Origin of the sequence: Caloranaerobacter longqiensis (assembly GCF_050286925.1) — a bacterium.
Classification (GTDB): domain Bacteria; phylum Bacillota; class Clostridia; order Tissierellales; family Thermohalobacteraceae; genus Caloranaerobacter.
Genome location: NZ_JBFWFX010000009.1, coordinates 23047 through 39271, shown reverse-complemented (window position 1 = coordinate 39271; position 16225 = coordinate 23047). Strand labels below are relative to the sequence as shown.

Sequence of the window (16225 nt, the reverse complement as noted above, 5' to 3'; positions counted from 1 at the left end):
TGGAGGGATTTGATGAATACTGAAGCATATAAAATAAGGTCAGAAATTAATAGATTAAAAGCGAGATTGAAAGAGATAGATGAAGAACTAATGTCAGAAGAAGAAAAAGCTATGATGTGTTCAAGTAATGTTTGTGGACAAGATATAGTTTTAGATACGTTACAGATTTTATGCAAAGAAAGAGGCTTAAAAAATATTGCAATAATGGCATGCTGGCAAAAAGAAACAGAAAAGAGTTCAAGATGGTATTCTACGACTGTAACTCCATCGTTTTTGCCGTATTTAATAAGAAATGTAGATACATTAATAAAATATCTAAAACCTTTAATGAATTATAATGCATTAAAAATTTTGGAGTATATTAGTATTAAGTCAGAAAGTGTTGGAGCTTTGGAATTGGCAGAAAAATTACATATTCCAATTGATGATATTGAAAAAGAGTTAACTAATCTTTCAAAAAATAATTTTATTGAACAAGAAAATAATAAATGGAAATCAACATTGAAAGGCTGGCAGACTTATATTGTATTGTCTCATTTAGCGTATAATCATGAGTGGAAATTAGAAACCGAAAAAGCCCTTAAAATTGCTGAAGCTTTTAAGAATGTATTGAATAAAGAATGGGGTGAACCTTTAAATATGACATATGATGAAGTAATGAAAAAATTGTCAATGAGTAAGTGGTTAGAGAAATTATATGAACAAGGGATAAAAGATAGTGATATTGAAAAGGCAGTATATGAAAATAACTATTTGTAAGGGGTATAGAATGTTAAAAAAAATATTTAATTCAAGGACGTTCAATTTTGTTTTTATATTTGCATATGTTTTTATAATGTTAATTTGGTTTATGACATATATTTTTATAGGTGAAGATGTAGAACTTAATACTATGCGTACATATTTTATATTTAATGGTTTTAGTATTGCATTTTGTTTTATTATATTTTTATTTTTAAAATTTAGTCATGGTAATATATCAAAGTTATTAGTCGTTTTATTCGAAGTGACTTTGATACTATTATTAATTGCTGGTTTTTTAGGGGCAAAAGGTGTTATTGTACCAGATAGAAACTTAGTATATACAAGGGGAATTGTTTTGATATTGCATTTATTTATAGTTGGTTATGGTATTTGGAAGGTGATTAAGTTTACAAAAGTTTAATTGAAAGGTTTTACTTTAAACTTTTAATGCTATGGAATTATAAAAGGGGGAATGGTTATGAACGGAAAGAAAATATTTGGTATTTTGTTAGTTTTTGTTGGTGTTTTTTTGTTACTAGGTGAAACTGGGATGATTGATATAACTATTGGAGAATTTATTTCAAAGTATTGGCCGTTAATATTAATTGTAATTGGTATATATAAATTATTAACAGACTCTATTTCAAAAACAGCAGGGATTATATTGATAATTATAGGTGGAATATTCCAATTAAGAAATTTTCAATATTTTAATATATTTGAATATAACCTGTTTTGGCCTATAGTTATTATTTTAATAGGTATCTGGATTTTATTATCTCCAAAGAGAGATAATTGGAAAGTGAGTTCTAAAGATACTTTAAATACATTTGCTTTATTTTCTGGTTTTAATATTAAAAATTCCTCTCAAAATTTTAAAGGTGGGAATATTACAGTGGTATTTGGTGGAGCTGATGTTGATTTAAGAGACGCGAATATACTTAAAGAACAAGAAGCAAGAATTGATATTTTAATAGCTTTTGGAGGAGCAGAAATCTTTGTACCTCAAGGATGGAATGTAATCATAAAAGGAGTTCCTATTTTTGGTGGTTGGGAAAATGAAACAGTAAACAATAACAAAGAAGATAGTCCTACCCTTATAATAAATAGTTTTGTAATGTTCGGAGGTTTTGAGGTTAAAAATTAATAGGAAATTAGGAGTGATATCATGAAGGAATACATACTGTCTAATGGTAAGAAAGTGGTTATAAGAAAAGCAGAGAAAAAAGATGCTGAAGAGTTGATAAAGTTTATTAATGTTATTTCATATGAATCAGATTTCCTTACTTTCGAACCAGGTGAATTAAAATTAACGAAAGAACTAGAGGAGTCAATAATTGAGGAATATTATAATTCTGATAATAAATTATTTTTAGTCGCTGAAATAGAAGGTGAAATAATAGGAAATTTAAGTTTCAAAGGTGGTAGTAGACAGAGGTTAAAACATACTGGTGAATTTGGTATAAGTGTAAAAAAAGAATATTGGAATATGGGAATAGCGTCACAGTTAATTAAAGAGTTAATTGAATGGGCAAAAGCAAATAAAATTATTAAAAAAATAAATTTAAAAGTAAGGGAAGATAATGAGCGTGCAATAAATTTATATAGAAAATTTGGATTTATAGAAGAAGGAAAAATATCAAAAGAGTTTTATGTAAATGGAAAGTACTACAGTACAATCTTAATGGGGTTAGAAATTTGATAGTAGAATTCGACATATAAATTGACTAGGGGGGATAGATTTGAGGAAGAAATATATAGGTATATTTATACTAATTGCTTTAGAATTGATTACTTTTTTCTGGAATGGTGGAGTGAAAGATTTAGAATCATTTTTTATGATATGGTTATTTATTTCGGGGGCATTTCTTGGTTATATTTTCTTGGGAAGACCTAATACTGATGTGTCTAATGGTGCATTAATGGGTAATTTTATAGAAAAAATGGGACAATCAACGGGGAGTGTATCTGGAAATGTAAAGAGGAAGTTATATGATAATACTTTATATATGGTTTTCGGATTATTCTTTTTATTAAATTTAGCAGGGCTTATAATTATAACTTTGATAAAATTATAACAAAACCTTCGATTTAAATAAACTGAGGAAGATTTTGTTGAAATCCATTATTTTAAAGTTATAGAGTTTAATTTGTCTATGGAACAGGTAAAGTTTTATTAAATTAGATTTGAATATTTAAAGTTAAGGAGGCTTTATGGATAAAAACGGAAACTTTTTTAAAAAAGAAGGTAGATTGATTTATATAAAACAACCTGAATTTGATGAACTAGATTATGTAAGTGAATTATGGTCTGATGAAAATACAATGAAAGATGTTGGTGGGGTAGTATCATTTCCAAAAGAAAGGAGAAAAGATTGGTATAAAAAAATGGTAAAACCGACAGATGGGAAGAATTTCTACTGTCTAATATATAACTTTGAAAACCAGCCAGTTGGTGAAGTGAGCTTTCATAGATATGATGATGATAGTAAAACTGCAGAATTTAATATTAAAATTCAAAGTAAATTTCGAGGTAGAGGATATGCGAAAGAAGCTATGAAACTTATGCTTGAATATTATTTTTATGAATTTAATGGACAAGTTATGCTTGATAATGTGACAAGTATTAGTGGACAACAAGCTTTGAATAATTTTGGATTTGAAACAGTATTAAAAACAGATAATAGTATTCTTTTTAAAATGACAAAGGAAAGATTTAAAAATATTTATGGTTAAAAAATAGTGTCAAAGATATAGAGGAAAATAGATTAAGGTAAAAGATTATAGTGTATAATTACTTGAAAGGATGAGAGTAGTGCTTGAAGTGAAGTTCTATGATTGCGATAAATTCGAAGAAAATAAGCTTATTTTTGTAGTTATAATGGCTAAGTTTAATGACAAATGGATTGTAGTAAGACATAAAGAAAGAAATACTTGGGAAATACCTGCTGGACATATTGAGCCTTCAGAAAGCGTACAAGCTGCAGCATCAAGAGAGCTTTTTGAAGAAACAGGAGCAATAGATTTTACAATTTATCCAGTCAATGTATATTCGGTAAACAATGGAGAGCAAGAGACGTATGGACAACTATTTTATGCAGAAGTCAGGGAACTTGGAGAATTACCGCAAACAGAAATAGCAGAGATAAAATTAGTAGATGTATTGCCAGAGAATTTAACATATCCATTGATACAACCAATTTTAGCAAAAAGAGTACAGGAATATGTAGAAAAAAATAATATTTAAAAGCAAAATGCTGAGGGATAGCCTCAGCATTTTTAAGTAAATTTTTTCATTTCTATTTTATTCTGTTTTAAAATACCAGAGACTTGTCTTGCAAGTTCACTATTAGATTTAAAAGTTAATTTACCTTGTTTAAGTATTAAATAAAGGTCTATATAATCTGGGAAGATAAAATAATTTTCTATGTCATTATAGCTATAATATCCAGAATCATTGTGTATTTGAGTTCCGTAAACAATTGGTAAACCTATTCTTATATCAAACCCTGTTATTAAAATTCCATTTTTAAGGAAATAAATTTTAATTGTTTTATTAGATAGTCTTAATAAGACTTCTATAAGCGCTAAAGTTATTATAAATAAAACGACTCTTATTATAATCATTTTACTGGATATTGGATTTCTGAATATTGGTACAAAGTATATTAATGCTACCAAGAGATAATACCAAAGTCTTTCATTTAAATTAAAATTGTCTATATTAACAGATAAAAGGACTGCATTGTTTTTTAATATTCTTTTATTATATGAATATCTTAGTAAACCTTGGAATGAACCGAAAAATAGCAACGCTATTGTAAGCAAAATCGGGAATACTACATTATTTACCATGTTTTCACTTAAATTAGAGATATATGGCATAACTATTCTGGAAACGATTGATATAAACATTATAGTCGAAAAGAAAGCCATTATAAAGTTTGCAGTTTTTTTTGCATTTGACATAAAATTTTCCTCCTTTGTGTATTTTTAGATGTAGCTGTAAATTCTACTGTATTAATTATATATAAATTTCAAAATAACCGCAATTGTGGTATATTATGATTGGGATATAATATGGACATGAGATTATAAAATGTTGGTAGTTGTAAGTCGTTTGAAAGGAGATTTAATTATGTTTAATATAGATGAAGAATTAAAAAAACTTCCAGATAAACCAGGTGTATATCTAATGAAAGATGAAAATGGACAGATTATATATGTTGGAAAGGCTGTTAATCTTAAAAAGAGAGTTAGACAGTATTTTCAGGCTTCAAGTTCTAAGACAGCAAAAGTTAAAGCAATGGTAAGTAATATTGCTGAATTTGAATATATAATAACTGATAATGAATTAGAGGCTCTTATTTTAGAATGTAATCTCATAAAAAAACATAAACCCAAATATAATATACTTTTAAGGGATGATAAACAATATCCGTATATAAAGGTCACAACTAATGAGAAATATCCTAGAGTTATTAAGGTTAGAAAAATAGAAAAAGATAAGGCTAAGTATTTCGGACCATATACTAGCACATCTGCTGTAAATGATACGCTTGAAATTATTAGGAATATATATCCTTTAAGAAATTGTAGAAAGAATTTAGATAATATCAAAAAGAAAGAGCGACCTTGTCTAAATTATTTTATAGGTAAGTGTTTAGGCCCTTGTCAAGGTAATGTAAATGAAGAGGAATATATGGAAATGATACATGAAGTTTTATTATTTCTTGGAGGCAAAGAAGATAAGTTAATACATTTGATAGAAGAAAAAATGAAAAATGCAGCTAAACAGCTAGATTTTGAAAATGCAGCAAAATATAGAGATCAATTGAATTCGATAAAACATATATTAGAGAAACAGAAGATAGTTTCTTCTACTTTAATTGACCAAGATATTATAGGAATGGCTAGAGGAATAGAAGATGTATGCATACAAGTATTTTTTGTGCGTGGAGGGAAATTAGTAGGTAGAGAGCACTTTATTTTAACAGATACATCTGGAATAACGCGAAGTGAAATATTGAGTTCGTTTGTAAAACAGTTTTATATGAATTCATCTTTTATTCCTAAAGAGATTTTGATAGAAGTTAAGATACAAGATGAAGAGTTGATAAGTAGATGGTTAAGTCAAAAAAGAGGTTCTAAAGTTCAAATAAAGGTACCAGTTAGAGGAGAAAAAAATTTACTAATGGAAATGGTAAGAAAAAATGCTATGGAAACATTAGAAAACCAAAGTGAAAAAATCAAAAGAAAAATTCAGCTTGGTAGAGCTGCTCTTGATGAATTGGCTAATTTATTAGGGCTAGATAAAATACCAGAAAGAATTGAAGCTTTTGATATTTCTAATATTCAAGGAGTAGAATCTGTAGGTTCAATGGTAGTTTTTCAAGAAGGTCAGCCTAGAAAAAGTGATTACAGAAGATTTAAAATAAAGTCAGTATCAGGGCCTAATGATTATGGAAGCATGGAAGAGATAATTTATAGAAGATTTGAAAGAGGAATAAATGAAAGAGAATTTATAAAAGATAATAAAGTGGATCTAGGGAATTTTTCCATATTTCCTGATTTAATAATGGTTGATGGAGGAAAAGGTCAGGTTAATGCAGCAAAAAAAGTTATTAAGCAATTTAATTTAAATATTCCAGTATGTGGTTTGGTTAAAGATGATTTTCATAGAACTAGGGGAATAATATATGAAAATAAAGAGATAGACATACCAAAAGATTCTAATTGTTTTAAGCTTATTACAAGAATACAAGATGAAGCTCATAGATTTGCAATTAGTTATCACAGAAGCTTAAGAAATAAAAAACTTTTCAAATCTCAGTTAGATTCTATAAAGGGTATAGGTGAAAAAAGAAAAAAAGCTTTACTTAAGTCGTTCGGTTCAATAGAAAAAATTAAAAATGCTTCTATAGAAGAGTTAAAATCGGTAGAAGGAATGAATAAAAAGGTAGCCGAAGCAGTATATAATTATTTTAGAAAGGCTAAAGATTAATACTTCTTTCAATCATTCGCTTTTATTTTCTTATTTTCATAGTTTTTAAAAAAATTAAATTTGCCTATAGTATGTAACAGCTGTAAGTTGTTGGCTGTTAGTTTGTTTTTAAATAATCAGTATTATTATTTACTTAGCTGTTGTAAAAGTATATAATATGTACTAAAAAGGGGGTTTTTTGGTGAAAAAATTATTTCTGTCTTCAACCGACAAAAAGTTAGCAGGAGTTTGTGGCGGAATAGCAGAGTATTTTGAAATAGATTCAACAATAGTTAGATTAGCATGGGTTTTGCTGACTATATTTAGCAGGGGAATTGGTGGAGTGATAGCCTATATCATAGCTGCATTGATTATGCCATCAAAAGATTTTTAGTTATATTTTTAAGTCGAATGGGATAATATTTGCCCCATATGGTCAAAATTAATTCATATTTAATAGGAGGTTAGTATGAAGTCTATACCTATAGATAATTTAATAAAAGATATGAATCTAGAAGTAATTTATAAACCTGAAAATCCAGATATAGAAATTACTAAAAGCGACTTAAATAGACCAGGACTTCAACTTACAGGCTTTTATAATCACTTTGCATATGAGAGAATTCAGTTAATTGGAAATGTTGAATGGAGTTACTTAACTTCATTAGATGAGAAAACGAGAGATGAAAGACTTAAAAGATTATTAGAATATCCAATACCAGCTATAATAATTACTAGAAACTTAGAAGTTTTTCCTGAAATGATAAAATGGGCGAAGGAGTTTGGGAGAACTGTTTTAAGAACAAAACTGACAACTACGAAGTTTACAAGTAGACTTGTAAATTATTTGGATGATATGTTAGCACCTCAAATAACTATGCATGGTGTATTAGTAGAAGTATATGGTATAGGTATATTAATTACAGGGAAAAGTGGTGTTGGTAAGAGTGAAACAGCATTAGAGCTTATTAAGAGAGGACATAGGCTTGTTGCTGATGATGCTGTTGAAATAAGAAAAGTAGAAGAAAATATTTTAAGAGGTAAGGCGCCTGAATTAATTAAACATTTTCTAGAAATAAGAGGTATTGGAATATTAGACATTAAGAGGTTATATGGTGTAGGTGCTATAAGAAATTCCAAAGTTATTGATTTGGTAGTTGAACTGGAATACTGGGACGACAAAAAGGAATATGACAGAATAGGATTAGATGAAGAATATACAGTTATATTAGATACAAAGGTACCTAAAATAACTATTCCAGTTAGACCAGGTAGAAATTTAGCCATGATTGTTGAAGTGGCAGCTAGAAACCATAGACAGAAAAGTATGGGTTATAACGCAGCTGAAGAATTAGATAAGAGGATTTTATCTCTTCATGAACATGATAAAAATTAATTACTAAAATATATTATAAGCAAGTGAAGAGAGGATGTGATAAAGATGAAGTATCTTATAGATACTCATTGTCATACTGTTGCAAGTGGTCATGCATATAGCACAGTTATGGAAATAGCTAGAGAAGCTAATAATAAAGGTTTAAGATTAGTAGGAATAACTGACCATGGTCCTAGTATGCCTGGAGGACCTCATTTATTTCATATTGGTAATCAAAGAGTTATACCTGAAAAAATTTATGGTGTAGAAATTCTTAAAGGTGTTGAGGCAAATATTATAGATTTTGATGGAAATCTTGATGTTCCTGAAGAGTATTTAAGTAAATTAGATTTGGTTTTAGCTGGGCTACATGAACCGTGTATCGAACCTGGTAATGTTGAGCAAAATACAAATGCAATAATAAAAGCTATGGAAAATAAATATGTAGATATAATTGTTCATCCAGGTAATCCAGTTTTCCCACTTGATTATGAAAAAATGGTTTTAAAAGCAAGAGAAACTGGAAAACTTATAGAAATAAATAACAGTTCATTTAGTCAAAGCAGAAAGGGAAGTAGAGATAACTGTATTAAAATAGCAAAGTTGTGTAAGGAGTATGGTGTAAAAGTTGTAATTGGTAGCGATTCGCATATTGCTTTTGATGTAGGAAGATTTGAAAAAGTAATTGAAATATTTGAAATGATTGATATGCCTGAAGAGCTTATTATAAATGTTTCTGTAGAAAAGTTTAAAAACTTTCTTAAAGCAAGAGGCAAGAAAAGATTTATGGAAAGCTATATCAAACCAGAAATGTAGAGGGGGAGATAAAATGTACATAGGAGTAGATATTGGCGGAACTGCAATAAAGATAGGTTTAGTAGATGATGAAGGGAATATTGTATACAAAAAGCAGATTGATACTAAAGCACAAAGAGGATATTCAGAAATAGAAAAGGATATTATTGACTTAATAAAAAGTTTGATAAATATCGCAGAGGATAAGGGTAATAGAGTAAAATCTATAGGAATAGGCATACCAGGGGTAGCAGATCCAGAAGGCAACAAAGTCATATATTGTACAAATTTAGGATGGACAAATGTACCTCTTGGCGAAAATTTAAAGAAAGAATTCGAGCTTCCAATTTATATAGAAAATGATGCAACTGTAGCAGGTATAGCAGAAAGTATCAAGGGTGTTACTAAAGGATACAAAAACTCTATTTTCATAACACTAGGAACAGGTGTTGGTGGTGGAATAATATTAGATGGCAAAGTATATAGTGGAGTACATGGAATTGGGTCAGAAATAGGTCATATGATTGTAGGAGAAAATTTTTACGACTGTAATTGTGGAAATAATGGTTGTCTTGAAACTTTTTCTTCAGCTACTGCTATAATAAAATATGCTAAGAAATTAATAGAAGAAGGGCAATATGAAACAACTTTATTGAAAAAAGTTAATAATGATTTGATGAAGTTAAACAGCAAAATAATATTTGATAGTGCTAAAGAAGGAGACCTATTGGCTAATAAGGTAGTTGATAGAATGGTTAGATATTTAGGAATAGGTATATCTAATTTAATAAATATTTTAGACCCTGATGTGATAGCAATAGGTGGAGGAGTTTCAAAAGCAGGAGATTTTCTATTAGAGAGAGTAAAAAGAGAGGTTTCTAAATATATTTTATATAAGGAAGTAAAACACGCAGAAATATTTTTAGCTGAATTAGGTAATGATGCAGGCATTATTGGTGCAGCATTATTAAGTGAATATAAATAAAATATAAGTTTAGCGGCCTTTGGCCGCATATTTTGTATTTGAAGTTAAAACATATTAAGCACTCCCTAAGAATATTTATAGTTAGGGGGTGCAATAGTATGAAAAAGAAGCTTATACAAGCGTTTCTGCAAATCATAGTAGTTTTATTGATATTGTCCAGCCCTTTACTAATTGCTAATTATAGAAAACAAATAAATGAAAAAAGAATAGAAAAAGATGAGACATGGAGGGGAGTAATAACTCTTTGGGATTTTCCAAGATTAAATGTTAAAACTGGTAGTAGATATGGTTGGATACTAGATAAAATTAAAAAGTTCGAAAGAGAAAACCCTGGTGTTTATATAGAACTTAAACCTATTGATTGGAAAAAAGGACCTATTGAATTAGAGGAAGCTATAAAAACAGGCAGGTATCCAGATATTGCTCCAATAGCAACTGATTTTAATTATATGAGAGAAGATATATTAGAGCCTTTGGATAGTTATTTTACTAAAGAAGAAAAAAACAAATTCAAATATCAAGCTTTGAGAGCTGTTACCTATAACGGTAAAATGTGGGGAGTACCTTTTATGATGACGACTTATGTTATGTATCTAAATTTAGACCTTTTCATGGAGCGAGGAGTCGAACCACCGATTGATGGCAATTGGACATATGAGGAATTTGTTGAAAAAATGAAGATGCTAACATGGGATTCAGATAATGATGGCAAGATAGACCATTACGGATTTACTTCTTTTATTAAGCCAAATTATTATAATGTATGGGGGATTATACTAAGTGATGGTGCTGATATAATTGATGAAAATAGTGGTGAGTATGTTTTTTATGGAGATAAGGCACTTAAAGGTTTAAACAAATTGGTTGATTTAAAATATAAATATAAAGTGACTCCTGAAAATTTTGGAATATTGAATGAAAATGAAGCATGGGAAATGTTTTACAAAAAGAAAAACGTAGCGGTATATCCAACTGGTACTTGGGCTTTAAAGGTTCTAGAAAATCTTAGGAATAAAGGAGAAGGTTTTGAATTTACTGTAGCAAATTATCCTATAGGAGATATGAAATTGCCTGTATCACTTAACAACAGCATAAGTGCATATGGTATATTTAAACAGGAAAATGAAGCGAAACTTAAGATGTGTGTAAAGTTCTTAAAATATATTACTCAAGAGAAATATCAAAAAGAGTTAGAGGACTTAGGAGTATTTCCTGTAAAATCAGGGATAAAAAATTTATATATGTACGATAGTAAAATTAGGAGAATAGAAAATTCATTGTCGTATACTAAAATAATTCCTCGACATGAAAAATGGAAAGAAATTGATAAAATTCTTCAAAGTCAAATTAGATTGGTGTTAATTGGTGAAAAAAGTAGTAAAGAAGCACTAAATGATGCAAAAGAGCAAATACAGAAATTGTATATGAATGAGAATTAATATATTTTTTAGATCTACAATAGTTGTTTATTAAAGATAAAAAGGATATACTTTAGTATATATGAGCTTGTTGACAAAGCGAATATCGAACGACGAATAGCCTGTTTTTAGTAAGTAGAACTTAATTGTCGGTAATTTGGATATAATTTTAGTATATAGTGTATAAACTTAAAAAAATATAGAATTTTATATGTAGGAGTGGTTTTTTTGAATAAAAAAAAGATTGTAGAGATTTTTAAAGAAAGATTTTCAGAAGATGAATTTTTAATAGATGAACCCATGAAAAATCATATTTCATTTAAGATAGGAGGCCCTGCAGATATTTTGTTTATACCTAAAGAGGTTGAGCAAATTTCTCAAGCTGTAGCTTTATGCAAAGAATTAGATGTAGACTACTTTATAATGGGTAACGGTTCAAATCTACTTGTAAGTGATAAAGGTATAAGAGGAGTAGTAATTAAAATTTCAGAAAATCTAAGTGATGTTAGAGTTGAAGGTAATAAGATTATAGCACAATCAGGTATTTTACTATCTAAATTATCTAAGATTGCATTAAAACATTCTTTGACTGGATTGGAGTTTGCAAGTGGTATACCTGGTTCATTAGGTGGCGCTATAACTATGAATGCAGGAGCTTATGGTGGAGAAATGAAAGATGTTGTAACTTTAGTAAGATGTATTGATGAAAAGGGTGAAATTATAGAGTTTACAAATGAACAGATGAAGTTTGGCTATAGAAGTAGTATTATAGATGAAAGAGGATTAATAGTTATAGAAGTTGAAATGGAACTTAAGAAGGGTAATTATGAAGATATAAAGAACTATATGGATGAACTTACACAAAAAAGGACATCTAAACAACCTTTAAATCTTCCAAGTGCTGGAAGTACATTTAAAAGACCAGAAGGATATTATGCTGGGAAATTAATAGAAGATGCTGGTCTAAGAGGTTTGAGATTCGGAGATGCACAAGTTTCTGAAAAACATTGTGGTTTTGTTGTGAATTTAGGCAATGCTACTTGTAATGATGTTCTAAATCTGATTAAAGTTATTCAGAAAACAGTTAGAGATAAATTTGGCGTTGAACTTAAAACAGAGGTTAAGATAATTGGAGAAGAATAATGGAGGGAACTTATGAAGATTTTTGCTGATTATCATACACATACTAAGTATAGTCATGGAAAGGGTACTATTAGAGAAAATGTAGAGATTGCTAGAAAAAAAGGACTTAGGGAGATAGCTATATGCGATCATGGTCCTAATCATATGGGATTTGGTGTTAAAAGAGAAAATTTAAAAAAAATGAGAGAAGAAATAGATAAGTTAAACGAAGAATATAAAGATATAAAAATTCTTTTAGGTGTTGAAGCAAATATAATAAGCTATAACGGAGAAATTGATGTAGATGATAAAATAATAGACATGTTGGATATATTGCTAGTTGGTTTCCATTTTGGAGCAAGACCTAAGACTATAAAAGATGCATACAATTTTTATATTATAAATTATACAGGCAAATTTATTTCATCTGTAGCTGAAAAAGCTAGATATATGAATACAATGGCTGTTATAAAAGCTATTAATAACTATAATATTGATATAATAACTCATCCAGGAGCAAAGGTTAGTATAGATACTAGAGAACTTGCTAAAGCAGCAGCAAAGAGAGGTACAGCATTAGAAATAAATGCTAGTCATGGTTATCTTAATTTAGAATACATAAAAATTGCTATGAAAGAAAATGTAAAGTTTGCAATTAATAGTGATGCTCATACTCCAGATGATGTTGGAAATGTAAAAAGTGGAATAGAAAGAGCTATAAAAGCTGGTTTGAAAGCTGACCAGATAATAAACGTTTTGGATGAAGAAGAAAGGGGATAGAACTATGGAATTTGTTATAGTTACTGGTTTATCAGGAGCAGGAAAGAGTCAAGCTATAAAGATAATGGAGGATATTGGTTTTTATTGCATGGACAACCTTCCACCAGTATTATTACCAAAATTTGCAGATTTATGTTTTCAATCCAAAAGAACTATTGATAAAGTAGCAGTAGTAGTTGATATCAGAGGTGGTAAGTTTTTCAACGATTTATTCCATAGTTTAGAATTACTTGAGAAACAGGGTTTTAAATATAGGATTATATTTTTAGATGCATCTGATGAGGTTTTAATTAAGAGATTTAAAGAAACAAGAAGACAGCATCCTTTAAGCAGAGATGGAAGAATTATAGATGGTATTAAAGAAGAAAGAAAGGTTCTTAAAGAGGTAAAAGAAAAATCAAATCATATAATTGATACTTCAAAGCTTACTATAGGAATGTTAAAAGAAGAGATTAGGAAAATTTTTTTAGAAGGAAAAGAAGCACAAAATCTAACAATATCGATACTTTCTTTTGGATTTAAACATGGACTTCCTTTGGATGCAGATTTAGTTTTTGACGTGAGATTTTTACCTAATCCATATTATATAGAAGAACTCAAAGAATATACTGGTAACGATAAAAATGTAAGAGATTATGTAATGAGTTGGGAGCAAACTAAGATTTTTGTTGATAAGCTCATTGATTTAATAGATTTCTTAATACCATATTATATAAAAGAGGGTAAAACACAACTTGTTATTGCGATAGGTTGTACTGGCGGTAGACATAGGTCTGTTACTATTGCAAATGTATTATATGAAACACTTAAGGATAAAGAGCATAGAGTAGTAATATCTCATAGAGATTGCAAATAATATAAGAGGTGTTTAGTATGAAATTGAATAAGCGAGTAAAATCAAGTTTTGGTATTAAGAGATGGATTTTATTAGGAATATTAGGATTAGTTATGTTTTCATACGGTATTTCACCGATATATGTAGAGATAAATTTGTTTTATAATCATATATTTAAATATTTATTTTTTTTTATATCAGGGATATTGCTATTATATATCTCAATTAAAAAGAGTTTTAAGTCTTTTATGCAGTATTATGACATTGAGGATATTGATGATGTTTCTATTAATGATAGATATAAAAGTTTAATGGCTAAGATTGAAGATAAGAATATAAAATTTTTTAGTAAGAGAAAAGCACTTAATAAAGGGCCTAAGATAGTAGTTATAGGTGGTGGCACAGGTCTTTCGGTACTTTTGAGAGGATTAAAAAAATATACTACGAATATAACAGCTATTGTTACTGTTGCAGATGATGGTGGAGGCTCTGGGGTTTTAAGAGAAGATTTAGGAATGCTGCCACCAGGAGATATAAGAAACTGTATATTAGCTTTAGCCGATACAGAACCTATAATGGAAAAATTACTGCAGTATAGATTTGAAGATGGTAAGCTTAAGGGACAGAGTTTTGGCAATTTGTTTATTGCTGCTATGAATGGTATTTGTGGTAATTTTGAAATTGCAATAAAGGAAATGAGTAATGTATTAGCTGTAACAGGGAAAGTATTACCTATGACTTTAGAAGATGTAAAATTGTATGCAAAATTAAAAAATGGTAAAATTATCGAAGGAGAGTCGAATATTCCAATTGAAAATAGAAAAATTGGCAGTGAAATAGATTATGTCTATATAGAGCCTAAAGAAAGCTATCCACTTAAGGAAGCTATTGAAGCTATTGAAGATGCAGATTGTATTGTTTTAGGTCCTGGAAGTCTTTATACTAGTGTTATTCCTAATTTATTAGTAAATGGTTTAAGTGATGCAATATATAAATCAGCTGCAATAAAAGTATATGTAGCAAATGTGATGACACAACCGGGAGAAACTGATGGATATGATGTTTTAGACCATGTAAATGCCATATTAAAGCATAGTAAAGATGGGTTGATAGATTATGTTATAGCAAACCAAGAAGAAATACCAGACGAAACTTTATTAAAGTATTATAAAGATGGAGCAAAACCTGTTATTATAGATGAACAACAAGAGCAGAAATTAAAAGCAAAGGGCATAAGTGTAATAAAGGATAATCTAGTAGATATAAAGAAAGATTATATTAGACATGACGCATTGAGAGTTAGTGAGATATTGATTAACTTGATATTAGAAAAAAATATTTAGCGGCCATTGGCCGCATTATTTGTTTGTATGTTAAGTATGCTTGTTAGGCCAGGGGGAAAATAAAATAACACCATTAAAATTCTTTAAAAATCAAAACTCTTTTCAAATTACTCCGTAACATCGGATTCATAAACTATGTTACCTCTATGGTCGATTGCTCTTATATATTTAATAGGAATTTTTTCGTCATCATTTCTATATATTAAAAAATAATCCTTATTAATTGTATTTTGATTAAGAATTTTACCATCTCTATATGAAACAATTATATTAGATACATTTGAATCTATGATTATACCTGCTACTCTGTATTTATTAGCTATATAAAGAATTGGAGTATTTGACATATTTCCAACACTCGTTTCCAAGCCACTTCCACCTGTAAGCTTGTAACCAAGATTAGAATTATTTTTTTCTATTACTCTTAATTGTAATACAATGCGTTTCTTTTCTGCTCCACCCACAGGATAATTGTATGAATATAAAACCTGGATATAATCTTGAATTTTAGCAATTTCATGTATTTTTAACGTATTTCTGATTACGGCTTGATTAGGTATCTTTTTATTAATAATATCGTCTATTATTATATCTTTTATAACTTTTTCTATTTGAGGTAATTCTTTTGAAAGATTAATATTATTGGTATTACTTTCTATATAGACATTAAATATAAAAATAAATAATATAATTAAAAAAATAGATAAAAGTATTTTTTTATTCATATGATTACTTCCTTTCTGCAATTTGTAGTGCCGAGAGTTTAAGATTGATAGGATACATAATAAAAATGTTTTATTTTTTTATCTATTTTAGTTTTTCATAAAACTTTTATAATAATTGTA

General features: G+C 28.8%; 19 protein-coding genes. 17 read left to right on the top strand and 2 right to left on the bottom strand.

Going from position 1 to position 16225, the window contains the following annotated elements:
• The first annotated feature begins 12 nt into the window (after nucleotides 1-12).
• From AB4Y15_RS08855 to AB4Y15_RS08825, 7 genes are all read left to right on the top strand, one after another.
• Entirely contained in the window at nucleotides 13-759 is a 747-nt protein-coding gene (locus AB4Y15_RS08855; RefSeq protein WP_427339834.1) for a hypothetical protein, read from the top strand.
• 10 nt (nucleotides 760-769) lie between these two features.
• Nucleotides 770-1165, top strand: a complete 396-nt coding sequence (locus AB4Y15_RS08850; RefSeq protein ID WP_427339833.1) for a hypothetical protein — start codon at nucleotides 770-772, stop codon at nucleotides 1163-1165.
• A gap of 57 nt (nucleotides 1166-1222) precedes the next feature.
• The gene (locus tag AB4Y15_RS08845; protein ID WP_427339832.1) at nucleotides 1223-1891 is read left to right on the top strand and encodes a LiaF transmembrane domain-containing protein; all 669 of its coding nucleotides are present in this window, start codon (nucleotides 1223-1225) and stop codon (nucleotides 1889-1891) included.
• Between the two features lie 21 nt (nucleotides 1892-1912).
• Nucleotides 1913-2446 (top strand): GNAT family N-acetyltransferase, encoded by a 534-nt coding sequence (locus tag AB4Y15_RS08840; protein WP_427339831.1) that lies wholly within the window; start codon nucleotides 1913-1915, stop codon nucleotides 2444-2446.
• Nucleotides 2447-2486: 40 nt separating this feature from the next.
• Nucleotides 2487-2822, top strand: a complete 336-nt coding sequence (locus tag AB4Y15_RS08835) for a hypothetical protein (RefSeq protein WP_427339830.1) — start codon at nucleotides 2487-2489, stop codon at nucleotides 2820-2822.
• 136 nt (nucleotides 2823-2958) lie between these two features.
• On the top strand, nucleotides 2959-3480 hold the full coding sequence (locus tag AB4Y15_RS08830) for a GNAT family N-acetyltransferase (RefSeq protein ID WP_427339829.1): 522 nt from the start codon (nucleotides 2959-2961) through the stop codon (nucleotides 3478-3480).
• 70 nt (nucleotides 3481-3550) lie between these two features.
• Entirely contained in the window at nucleotides 3551-3991 is a 441-nt protein-coding gene (locus tag AB4Y15_RS08825; protein ID WP_427339827.1) for an NUDIX hydrolase, read from the top strand.
• 32 nt (nucleotides 3992-4023) lie between these two features.
• Here AB4Y15_RS08825 and AB4Y15_RS08820 read toward each other — a convergent pair whose 3' ends face one another.
• Nucleotides 4024-4713: a hypothetical protein gene (locus AB4Y15_RS08820; RefSeq protein ID WP_427339825.1), complete on the bottom strand. Its 690-nt coding sequence runs from the start codon at nucleotides 4711-4713 to the stop codon at nucleotides 4024-4026.
• 169 nt (nucleotides 4714-4882) lie between these two features.
• Here AB4Y15_RS08820 and uvrC point away from each other — a divergent pair, with 169 nt between their 5' ends.
• The 10 genes from uvrC to AB4Y15_RS08770 all read left to right on the top strand — a co-directional run bounded on the left by uvrC (nucleotide 4883) and on the right by AB4Y15_RS08770 (nucleotide 15380).
• Nucleotides 4883-6748 (top strand): excinuclease ABC subunit UvrC, encoded by a 1866-nt coding sequence (gene uvrC / locus AB4Y15_RS08815; RefSeq protein WP_427339824.1) that lies wholly within the window; start codon nucleotides 4883-4885, stop codon nucleotides 6746-6748.
• A 181-nt stretch (nucleotides 6749-6929) separates the two neighbouring features.
• Nucleotides 6930-7121, top strand: a complete 192-nt coding sequence (locus AB4Y15_RS08810) for a PspC domain-containing protein (protein ID WP_427339822.1) — start codon at nucleotides 6930-6932, stop codon at nucleotides 7119-7121.
• A gap of 75 nt (nucleotides 7122-7196) precedes the next feature.
• Nucleotides 7197-8123 carry an HPr(Ser) kinase/phosphatase gene (hprK, locus tag AB4Y15_RS08805; protein WP_427339821.1) on the top strand — a complete coding sequence of 309 codons (927 nt, stop codon included), beginning with the start codon at nucleotides 7197-7199 and terminating at the stop codon, nucleotides 8121-8123.
• A gap of 45 nt (nucleotides 8124-8168) precedes the next feature.
• Complete coding sequence (locus tag AB4Y15_RS08800; protein WP_427339820.1) at nucleotides 8169-8918, top strand: phosphatase; 750 nt, start codon at nucleotides 8169-8171, stop codon at nucleotides 8916-8918.
• Nucleotides 8919-8931: 13 nt separating this feature from the next.
• Complete coding sequence (locus tag AB4Y15_RS08795; protein ID WP_427339819.1) at nucleotides 8932-9882, top strand: ROK family protein; 951 nt, start codon at nucleotides 8932-8934, stop codon at nucleotides 9880-9882.
• Between the two features lie 98 nt (nucleotides 9883-9980).
• Nucleotides 9981-11321 (top strand): ABC transporter substrate-binding protein, encoded by a 1341-nt coding sequence (locus AB4Y15_RS08790; RefSeq protein ID WP_427339818.1) that lies wholly within the window; start codon nucleotides 9981-9983, stop codon nucleotides 11319-11321.
• Between the two features lie 207 nt (nucleotides 11322-11528).
• On the top strand, nucleotides 11529-12443 hold the full coding sequence (gene murB / locus AB4Y15_RS08785) for a UDP-N-acetylmuramate dehydrogenase (RefSeq protein ID WP_427339816.1): 915 nt from the start codon (nucleotides 11529-11531) through the stop codon (nucleotides 12441-12443).
• A gap of 12 nt (nucleotides 12444-12455) precedes the next feature.
• A complete protein-coding gene (locus tag AB4Y15_RS08780; protein WP_427339815.1) occupies nucleotides 12456-13202 on the top strand; it encodes a PHP domain-containing protein in 747 nt (248 codons plus the stop codon).
• A gap of 4 nt (nucleotides 13203-13206) precedes the next feature.
• Nucleotides 13207-14058 carry an RNase adapter RapZ gene (gene rapZ / locus AB4Y15_RS08775; RefSeq protein WP_427339813.1) on the top strand — a complete coding sequence of 284 codons (852 nt, stop codon included), beginning with the start codon at nucleotides 13207-13209 and terminating at the stop codon, nucleotides 14056-14058.
• Nucleotides 14059-14075: 17 nt separating this feature from the next.
• The gene (locus tag AB4Y15_RS08770; protein ID WP_427339811.1) at nucleotides 14076-15380 is read left to right on the top strand and encodes a gluconeogenesis factor YvcK family protein; all 1305 of its coding nucleotides are present in this window, start codon (nucleotides 14076-14078) and stop codon (nucleotides 15378-15380) included.
• Between the two features lie 107 nt (nucleotides 15381-15487).
• Here the strand turns inward: AB4Y15_RS08770 and AB4Y15_RS08765 are convergent, their stop codons facing one another.
• Entirely contained in the window at nucleotides 15488-16105 is a 618-nt protein-coding gene (locus AB4Y15_RS08765) for a hypothetical protein (RefSeq protein ID WP_427339809.1), read from the bottom strand.
• Nucleotides 16106-16225 lie beyond the last annotated feature (120 nt).

What these genes read in the sequence shown, in the direction of transcription:
- AB4Y15_RS08855 (WP_427339834.1), top strand. Translation starts at nt 13, where the DNA reads ATGAATACTGAAGCATATAAAATAAGGTCAGAAATTAATAGATTAAAA.
- AB4Y15_RS08850 (WP_427339833.1), top strand. Translation starts at nt 770, where the DNA reads ATGTTAAAAAAAATATTTAATTCAAGGACGTTCAATTTTGTTTTTATA.
- AB4Y15_RS08845 (WP_427339832.1), top strand. Translation starts at nt 1,223, where the DNA reads ATGAACGGAAAGAAAATATTTGGTATTTTGTTAGTTTTTGTTGGTGTT.
- AB4Y15_RS08840 (WP_427339831.1), top strand. Translation starts at nt 1,913, where the DNA reads ATGAAGGAATACATACTGTCTAATGGTAAGAAAGTGGTTATAAGAAAA.
- AB4Y15_RS08830 (WP_427339829.1), top strand. Translation starts at nt 2,959, where the DNA reads ATGGATAAAAACGGAAACTTTTTTAAAAAAGAAGGTAGATTGATTTAT.
- AB4Y15_RS08825 (WP_427339827.1), top strand. Translation starts at nt 3,551, where the DNA reads ATGAGAGTAGTGCTTGAAGTGAAGTTCTATGATTGCGATAAATTCGAA.
- AB4Y15_RS08820 (WP_427339825.1), bottom strand. Translation starts at nt 4,713, where the DNA reads ATGTCAAATGCAAAAAAAACTGCAAACTTTATAATGGCTTTCTTTTCG.
- uvrC (WP_427339824.1), top strand. Translation starts at nt 4,883, where the DNA reads ATGTTTAATATAGATGAAGAATTAAAAAAACTTCCAGATAAACCAGGT.
- hprK (WP_427339821.1), top strand. Translation starts at nt 7,197, where the DNA reads ATGAAGTCTATACCTATAGATAATTTAATAAAAGATATGAATCTAGAA.
- AB4Y15_RS08800 (WP_427339820.1), top strand. Translation starts at nt 8,169, where the DNA reads ATGAAGTATCTTATAGATACTCATTGTCATACTGTTGCAAGTGGTCAT.
- AB4Y15_RS08795 (WP_427339819.1), top strand. Translation starts at nt 8,932, where the DNA reads ATGTACATAGGAGTAGATATTGGCGGAACTGCAATAAAGATAGGTTTA.
- AB4Y15_RS08790 (WP_427339818.1), top strand. Translation starts at nt 9,981, where the DNA reads ATGAAAAAGAAGCTTATACAAGCGTTTCTGCAAATCATAGTAGTTTTA.
- AB4Y15_RS08780 (WP_427339815.1), top strand. Translation starts at nt 12,456, where the DNA reads ATGAAGATTTTTGCTGATTATCATACACATACTAAGTATAGTCATGGA.
- rapZ (WP_427339813.1), top strand. Translation starts at nt 13,207, where the DNA reads ATGGAATTTGTTATAGTTACTGGTTTATCAGGAGCAGGAAAGAGTCAA.
- AB4Y15_RS08770 (WP_427339811.1), top strand. Translation starts at nt 14,076, where the DNA reads ATGAAATTGAATAAGCGAGTAAAATCAAGTTTTGGTATTAAGAGATGG.
- AB4Y15_RS08765 (WP_427339809.1), bottom strand. Translation starts at nt 16,105, where the DNA reads ATGAATAAAAAAATACTTTTATCTATTTTTTTAATTATATTATTTATT.